Raw genomic sequence first — 951 nt, forward strand, 5'->3', positions numbered from 1 at the left:
CATAATGCTTCCCTCATCTCCCACCACCTCCATAATCGCCTCTATAACTGTCTGTGCCCCTCCACATACATAGCCAAGCTTACTGAGGGAAGCATGTACCATAACATTATCAGCTCTTGTCAGTTCGATTTCAGTAAGCGCCTTTACTATTTCCTCTTTGGTAACAGGCCGGTTATCAGGCTCCGTATCTTCAATGACCTTAACATTTGTCCCTTTTATTTCAGCTAAATATTTCTCTGTATCAAGGCTTATTTTTCCATCTTCAGACACAATTGCCGGAATACCTATATATCCTTTTTCCTTGCAAATATCAAAAACCGGAGAACTGTCCCTAAGCTTTAAAAACTCCTTAAATAATTTCAGGTTACTGTTAATATCAATAAACTCATACTTTATTCCCTCTTTATCAAAGGCCTCTTTGCAGCAAATGCAGTCAGGGCACATCGGGCTTCCATAAATCTTTATCATATTTCCTCCATATTATCCACAGACTTTGTTTTTTACACTTCTTTAATATTTAAACCATGTACAATGCTTTGCATTTTCCCATAGCTACCCCAGCAAATCCCCCCTGTACTTCCCGTTCTTTATCTTAAAAAAGAATTCACTGTATCTGTCGGAGTCAAAAATCTCAAGAAGCTCTCTCATATTCCAAATCAGATTTGCCTCATTTACCTGTGAGCGGTCAAGCCAAAATACTCTGCCCTCTTTAGAGGATTTAAGTTCTCCGGTGAACTTATCCGTTTTATATAAAAGCACCAGATATCTTATGCCGTCCTCCATTATCCAGTCTTTAAAACCGCAGGGTATGGGATTTTCAATTAAAAGTCCGGTCTCCTCTCTCATTTCTCTTATAACCGACTCTGTCAAAGATTCCCCCTCCTCCACATGCCCTCCGGGAAACACCAGACCTCCGGGATACCTTGTACCCACCTTCTCCTGCACCAGTAT

The 951-nt window shown here is 40.6% G+C and carries 2 protein-coding genes; both read right to left on the reverse strand.

Translation table 11 applies throughout. The features are described 5' to 3' along the window. Positions 1-468: AAC(3) family N-acetyltransferase (locus tag HMPREF0381_RS14380; RefSeq protein ID WP_008752702.1), on the reverse strand; the 468-nt coding region annotated here is incomplete at its 3' end. Positions 469-552: 84 nt separating this feature from the next. Next, positions 553-951 (reverse strand): 8-oxo-dGTP diphosphatase (locus HMPREF0381_RS14190; protein WP_008752703.1); only part of this gene is annotated, 399 nt, incomplete at its 5' end.

This window comes from Lachnoanaerobaculum saburreum DSM 3986, assembly GCF_000185385.1.
Classification (GTDB): domain Bacteria; phylum Bacillota; class Clostridia; order Lachnospirales; family Lachnospiraceae; genus Lachnoanaerobaculum; species Lachnoanaerobaculum saburreum.